Consider the following 6,956-nt stretch of genomic DNA (forward strand, 5'->3'; position numbering starts at 1 on the left):
TCAAAATCAGGAAATGTTATTAGGTTGTTCCATATTAAATCGCTTCACTCATCTCGGCATGCCCAATAGCTACCGAGTTGCCTGATCACGCTCAAAGACAACTAAGATTGAGTATTGCAACAAAGCCCTTTCCGCAAGTTCTTTCTGAATACGTCTTGAGCCATCTCGTTCTTTGCTAACGTCAAAGGCTTCCTTTACTTTGGTATCAAGCTTTTGGCGCTCTGTCTGTCGTTGAATCGCCTTGTGGCGATTTTCAACCCAATAATAAAACCCACTTCGAGAAACTCTTAACACCTTAGCCATGCGGGAAATGCTGAAACTCAGCAGGTTTTCGAGCATAAATTCATAGCAATTTACTTTAGATTTTTCGCGAAGTAGGTGGCGGCCTTTTTTACGATTTCTAGCTCTTCTTCTTGCTCTGCCAACTGCCTCTTTAGCTTAGCGACTTCAACGGCCAATTCTTGTTCTCGTTGGCTAATATGAGAATTCTTCTTTGTGGCTTTTCGCCAACCGTAGATTTGGGATTCATGTAACGAGAGCTGTCTTGCGGCTGCTGCGACTCCCACTTTCTCTGCCAGCTTCAGGGTTTCTGCTTTAAATTCAGGAGAATGGATAATACGTTTTTTCTTGCTTGTCATGGTTCACCTCATTAGTGATTGTACTCACTTAATTCAGTGTCCAAAACTGCTGGTGCGGATCAGATTGAGAAAGCGAGCGCTTTAGACGAAGTGCTCGCTTTTGTGTATTTAGAGGGTGACAGCAGTTTATTTGTGCTGACGTTTGGCGGTGAGTTTGAATTTATAATTATTGGTTGTGAAATAATTACGGCTGTATTCGAAAACGGTGTCATCGTGTAAATGGCCACGAGTACGTTTTTCAATAATCGGTAATGCAGCATCGATATTAAGCAGTTTTGCTATATTTTGGGGAGGTAAGATCGGGATCAGCTCTTGCTCACTCCTATCTATCATTAAGCCTTTTTGTTTTTCAATGTAGTCGTATTTAGAACCTTGCATGACCTGGTAAGTTAGGTCTGGGAACATTTCAGTTGGCATCCATGTTTCTTCAACCGTAATAGGCTCGTCATTTAAGAAACGAACTCGTTTGATATAAAATACCATCTCATTTTCACTAACCTCAAGAAGGTCGGCAATACTGAGAGAGGCTGGCTGGATTTCGAATGCTAGAACATGACTATGAGTGAGTCCTTCTAGGTGCGCCCACTTTTCTGCAAAGCTACTCTGTTGGTCAATGTCATAGTTTACTTTGCTTTCTTTTACATATGTACCGCTGCCCTGAATACTTTCTAATTCACCGCTTTCGATTAATAGTTTAAGTGCTTGCCTAACGGTGACACGGCTTACTGAAAATTCTTCACGCAACTGAGCTTCAGTTGGAAGTGCCTCACCGACCTTATACTCACCTGAGCTTATTTTCTCACGAATGGCATCTGCAATTTGACGGTACATTGGCAATCTTGCCATCACAACCTCTATCTATAATAAAAGTGTATTAAAAAACAATACATTTAATTGAGGAGTACCCTAAGAAGGTTCTCGTTATGGTTTTGTCTTACTTCAATGGTTTACGAGTATCAATAAGTATTCATTTTATAACGAATATAATACGATTCAAGCTTGGTAAAACAAGTGTTAGTTTGAAAATGTTAAAAATAAACAATACAAAAGTAATACATATTTTTTGTTTAACTCGATATTGGTCACATTTTATTTGTATTAAATAGGTATTATTTGGTTTCGGGGTAGTACGAATATGCTGTCAATAATCAGGCAGCTGAAACATTGAGAACTTGGGATAAACGTTATGAACTTGACATCTCTAACTAATCCATCGCTTATTACATTACAAACGACATTTACAAGTCGTAACGAGGCGATAGAGACACTTGCAGAACAATTATATCAACAAGGAAAACTGTATAGTAAGGATGAATATCTGCATGCAGTCTACGCACGTGAAGAGCAAGGGCCAACAGCCTTAGGTGAAGGTTTGGCAGTGCCTCATGGTAAAACGGATGCAGTAAAAGAAGCTGCATTTGCCGTCGCGACATTAAAAGAAGATTTAAAGTGGCAAGGGTTGGATGAAGAAGAAGAGGTAAATTTAATCTTCTTGATTGCGATTCCAAATGCGGAAGCGGGTTCTACTCATATGCAATTATTAACTGAGCTGACAACGACCTTGGTTGATGATGAGGTTCGAGAAGCCATTCTCAATGCTACAAATGTAGAACAAATTATGGCTCTATTAAGTAATGATGAAGAGTCTGAAGAATCAGAACAAGAAGAGGCTAGTGTAGACGCACCAATAATTGTTGCGGTTACTGCTTGTCCTGCTGGTATTGCTCATACCTATATGGCAGCGGAGTACCTTGAAAAAGCTGGTAAAAAGCTAGGTTATAAAGTTTATGTAGAAAAACAAGGTGCCAATGGTATTGAAGGCCGTTTAACTGCCGATCAATTAAATAGTGCCACTGCTGTCGTTTTTGCCGCTGAAGTTGCGATTAAAGAAGTGGAGCGTTTTCAAGGGATCCCTCGAGTAGAAGTACCGGTTGCTGAGCCAATTAAGCATTCAGAACGCATTCTTAATGATGCTATTGAAGCAGGAAAGGCCGGACGTGGTTCTGATGCCACTATTGCAACCGATGATGGACCGAAGAAATTACCATTGAAAACAGAGCTTAAACAAGCCTTATTGTCTGGTATCTCTTATGCCGTTCCTCTGATTGTTGCTGGGGGAACCGTGCTTGCCGTTGCGGTTCTTATTGCACAAATTTTTGGTTTACAAGAACTCTATGCAACGCAGGATTCTTGGTTATGGATGTATCGTAAACTTGGTGGCGGGTTACTTGGCACGTTAATGGTACCAGTGCTTGCGGCCTATACTGCTTATTCATTAGCGGATAAACCTGCTTTAGGTCCGGGCTTTGCTGCTGGTATTGCCGCTAACCTGATTGGCTCTGGTTTCCTTGGTGGTGTTGTTGGTGGCTTGATCGCTGGTTATGTCATGCGCTGGGTAAAACAAAACGTTCGTTTAGGGCCTGCTTTTAATGGTTTTTTAACTTTCTACTTATACCCAGTGATCGGTACTTTAGTTGCTGGCTCTTTGATGCTGTTTGTCATAGGCAAACCTGTTGCCATGTTAAACCAAGGATTAACGGATTGGTTGAACGGTATGTCAGGAACCAATGCATTGTTGCTCGGTGCAATTTTAGGGTTCTTTGTTTCTTTTGACCTTGGTGGCCCTGTCAACAAAGCGGCTTATGCATTCTGCTTGGGAGCGATGGCAAATGGTGTTTACGGTCCTTATGCCATCTTTGGTTCTGTAAAAATGGTATCAGCATTTACGGTAACCGCTTCAACTATGATTGCTCCGCGTTTATTCAAAGACTTTGAAATTGAAACAGGAAAATCGACATGGTTGCTTGGTCTTGCTGGTATTACGGAAGGGGCGATACCTATGGCGATTGATGATCCGATCCGCGTTATTGGTTCATTCCTTTTAGGCTCTGTCGTCACTGGCGCAATGGTCGGTGCTGCAGGTATTGGTTTGTCAACGCCTGGAGCCGGTATCTTCTCTATTTTCCTTCTGCACGATGCTGGAATTGGTAGCTTTATGGCTGCAGGGATTTGGTTTGGAGCTGCGCTGATAGGCACGCTTATTTCCACTATCACACTGTTGATATGGCGTGGACACGCTATCAAAAAAGGTAAGTTTCAAACCAAGACAGCGGCTTAACGGACTCTAACTTTAAACTCATAAGTAAGAAGGAGGCACAAGCTCAATGACTGTGCCTCAATTCAAACAAAATATTATTTTGATAACCAATTAATTCTCTATTTGACGATAAAAGACAAATAGCTTCTAAAGGTAACAACAATGACTACATCACGCGTTCATATTACACCGCACATGCACTGGGATCGTGAATGGTATTTCACGACAGAAGAATCACGAATTCTGCTTGTGAACAACATGGAAGAAATTATGCAACGTCTGGAAAGCGATCCAGACTATAAATATTACGTTCTTGATGGCCAAACGGCGGTGCTAGAAGATTACTTTGCGATCAAACCCGAAAATAAGCAGCGTGTAAAAGCGTTGGCAGAAGCGGGGAAATTGATTGTCGGCCCTTGGTACTCTCAGACGGATACGATGCAAGTTTCGGGTGAATCGATTGTTCGTAACATGCTTTATGGTATGCGCGACTGCCTTGAGTTAGGTCAACCAATGAAGATTGGTTACCTACCAGACTCATTCTCAATGAGTTCACAGTTACCTATGATTTATAATGGTTTCGATATCGACACGGCAATGTTCTGGCGTGGTTGTTCTGAACGCCATGGCACTAACAAAACCGAGTTTTTATGGCAATCAAATGATGGCTCAGAGGTGATGGCGCAAGTTCTACCTCTTGGTTATGCGATTGGCAAATATTTGCCTCAAGATGAAGAAGGCTTACGTGCTCGTTTAGATAAATATTTCCCAGTATTAGAAAAACCATCAGTGACCAAAGATATTTTATTACCCAATGGTCATGATCAGATGCCAATTCAAAAAGATATCTTTGAAGTCATGGATAAACTGCGAGAAATTTACCCAGATCGTGAATTCAAGATGAGCCGCTTTGAAGAAGTATTTGATCGTATTCGTGAAGAGCGTGACAACTTAGATGTCATCAAAGGTGAATTTAATGATGGTAAATATATGCGAGTTCACCGTACGATTTCTTCTACCCGTATGGACATTAAACTGATTCATGCCGAAGTTGAAAATAAGATCGTTAATATCCTTGAGCCGCTAGCATCAATCGCATGGTCATTAGGTTTTGAATATCACCACGGCCTAATTGAAAAAATGTGGAAAGAGAGCATGAAAAACCATGCCCATGATTCTATTGGTTGTTGCTGTTCCGATAAGGTACACGCTGAAATTCTGAATCGTTACATTTTGGCTGACGATATGGCAACAAACCTAATTCGTTTCTACAAGCGTAAAATTGTGGATCACATGCCAGCGCGTAAAGGTTGTGACAAATTAGCTTTCTTTAATCTATCACCTTATCAACGTGAAGAAGTGATTAACACGACCATTACTATCCGCGCTAACGAATTTAATCTGTTTGATGAAACTGGTAATCAAGTTGAATACTTCATTCAAGATCAGCGCATTATCGATCCTGGGAAAATTGACCGTCAGATTGTTCACTACGGTAATTACGACCCATTTATTGAATACGACATTCAAGTGAAACACGCTATTCCAGCAATGGGCTTTACCGCACTCCACATTGAAGCCGGTGCTAAAGGCTGCCACAAACCGGTAGAGCAGAAAGACCATGTATTAGAAAATAAGTTTTATCGTATCAATGTGAATGATAACGGCACATTAACGATTTTTGATAAAGAAACCGAAATGTCATTTGACCAAGTACTTCGTATTGAAGATGGTTCTGATGATGGTGATGAATATGATTATTCGCCTTCTCGTAAAGAGTGGCTATTGTATTCAGATGAGTTTAAAGCTCAAACCACTATCAAGCATGAAGGTTTTCAATCTGTGGCGACAATCCAACTACGAATGGATGTTCCTGAAAATCTACAAGAACGTGAAGAACGTACCGGGCAAGCTGGTTTTGTGGATGTGGATTGCCAAGTTGTACTTAAGGATGGCTCTCGCCGTATTGAAGTTCGTATGGAGCTGGATAATCAGGCAGATGATCACCGCGTTCGTGTACTTATTCCAACGCCGTTTGTGTCAAAAGAAGTGGTCGCAGATAACCAATTTGGTCTTATTACTCGCCCAACGAATGATCCAGCAATGGAAGTATGGGAACAAGAGAAATGGAAAGAAGCACCTGTGCCTGTTTATCAGTTAATGAACTTTGCTGCTGTTGAAAACTCAACTGGTGGTATGGCAGTGATGACAAATGGTCTGCGTGAATTCGAAGTGATTTCTTCTAAAGGTAATGAAGAACGTGATACGTTTGCTTTAACGTTATTGCGCGGTATTGGGGTTTTAGGGAAAGAAGAGTTATTGCTTCGTCCTGGTCGACCTTCTGGCATTAAAATCCCAACGCCAGACTCTCAAACTCGTGGAAAAATTGTTTGTGAGTTTGCACTGTTTGGCTTCGCAGGTAATCATGTTGAAGCGAATATCATGGCAGAAGCTCGTGATAATGTGACGCCAATTGAGTGTTATAACAAAATTCCATATAACGCAATGAAGCTGAACGTTGGAGCTCAAGACAAGCCATTAACTTATTCATTACTAAATAAAAGCCAATTGGGTGCAGTGTTAAGTGTTCTGAAAAAAGCAGAAGATGAAGAGGCGCTCATTTTGCGTATGTACAACCCTTCAGAAAATTCTGCAATTGAAGATAAGATCTGCTTTACACCAGAAGTCACCTCATGGAAGGAGGCGAGTCTTGATGAAAGAGTGCGTGATAATTATGTAGAGACTCAAACATTTGGACGCTTGAATCCGTGTCAGGTTAAAACATTCCAAGTGAAAATTTAGTCATGGGATCTAAAGTGGCGATGTTGTTAACAACATTGCTACTTTAAGAGTGTAGATGGCTTGGTGTTTACGTGACAATGTACTTAAATATCATTAATTAGTTAATGATATTTTACACATTAGACCAGTTTTTATGGTGTTAAAGTGTCCTAACACCGCTACAAATACTATATTTTTTGAAGGGAATGATTACCAATTCATTTTAATATTGAAGAATAGATTATAGATACATCAATGTGAGACGTTATCAGTGTTAAGAAGGTTTTTAATCTATACAAAACGAGTTGATAGCGGCTTTGTTGCAATACTCAATCTTAGTTGTCTTTGAGCGTGATCAGGCAACTCGGTAGCTATTGGGCATGCCGAGATGAGTGAAGCGATTTAATATGGAACAACCTAATAACATTTCCTGATTTTGA

At 40.7% G+C, this 6,956-nt stretch carries 3 protein-coding genes and 1 pseudogene; 2 read left to right on the forward strand and 2 right to left on the reverse strand.

Features of this window, described 5'->3' with window-relative positions; translation table 11 throughout:
- Nucleotides 1–129 precede the first annotated feature (129 nt).
- Nucleotides 130–638: pseudogene (locus HC723_RS16150) on the reverse strand (transposase); the annotation flags it as partial.
- A 126-nt stretch (nucleotides 639–764) separates the two neighbouring features.
- On the reverse strand, nucleotides 765–1,484 hold the full coding sequence (locus HC723_RS16155) for a GntR family transcriptional regulator (RefSeq protein ID WP_190339814.1): 720 nt from the start codon (nucleotides 1,482–1,484) through the stop codon (nucleotides 765–767).
- Nucleotides 1,485–1,824: 340 nt separating this feature from the next.
- Here HC723_RS16155 and mngA point away from each other — a divergent pair, with 340 nt between their 5' ends.
- A complete protein-coding gene (mngA, locus tag HC723_RS16160; RefSeq protein ID WP_190339815.1) occupies nucleotides 1,825–3,756 on the forward strand; it encodes a PTS 2-O-a-mannosyl-D-glycerate transporter subunit IIABC in 1,932 nt (643 codons plus the stop codon).
- 141 nt (nucleotides 3,757–3,897) lie between these two features.
- The gene (gene mngB, locus HC723_RS16165) at nucleotides 3,898–6,537 is read left to right on the forward strand and encodes a mannosylglycerate hydrolase (RefSeq protein WP_190339816.1); all 2,640 of its coding nucleotides are present in this window, start codon (nucleotides 3,898–3,900) and stop codon (nucleotides 6,535–6,537) included.
- Nucleotides 6,538–6,956: the final 419 nt, after the last annotated feature.

The organism is Vibrio sp. S11_S32 (assembly GCF_014694465.1).
GTDB classification, from domain to species: Bacteria; Pseudomonadota; Gammaproteobacteria; order Enterobacterales; family Vibrionaceae; genus Vibrio; species Vibrio algicola.

What these genes read in the sequence shown, in the direction of transcription:
- mngB (WP_190339816.1), top strand. Translation starts at nt 3,898, where the DNA reads ATGACTACATCACGCGTTCATATTACACCGCACATGCACTGGGATCGT.
- HC723_RS16155 (WP_190339814.1), bottom strand. Translation starts at nt 1,484, where the DNA reads ATGGCAAGATTGCCAATGTACCGTCAAATTGCAGATGCCATTCGTGAG.
- mngA (WP_190339815.1), top strand. Translation starts at nt 1,825, where the DNA reads ATGAACTTGACATCTCTAACTAATCCATCGCTTATTACATTACAAACG.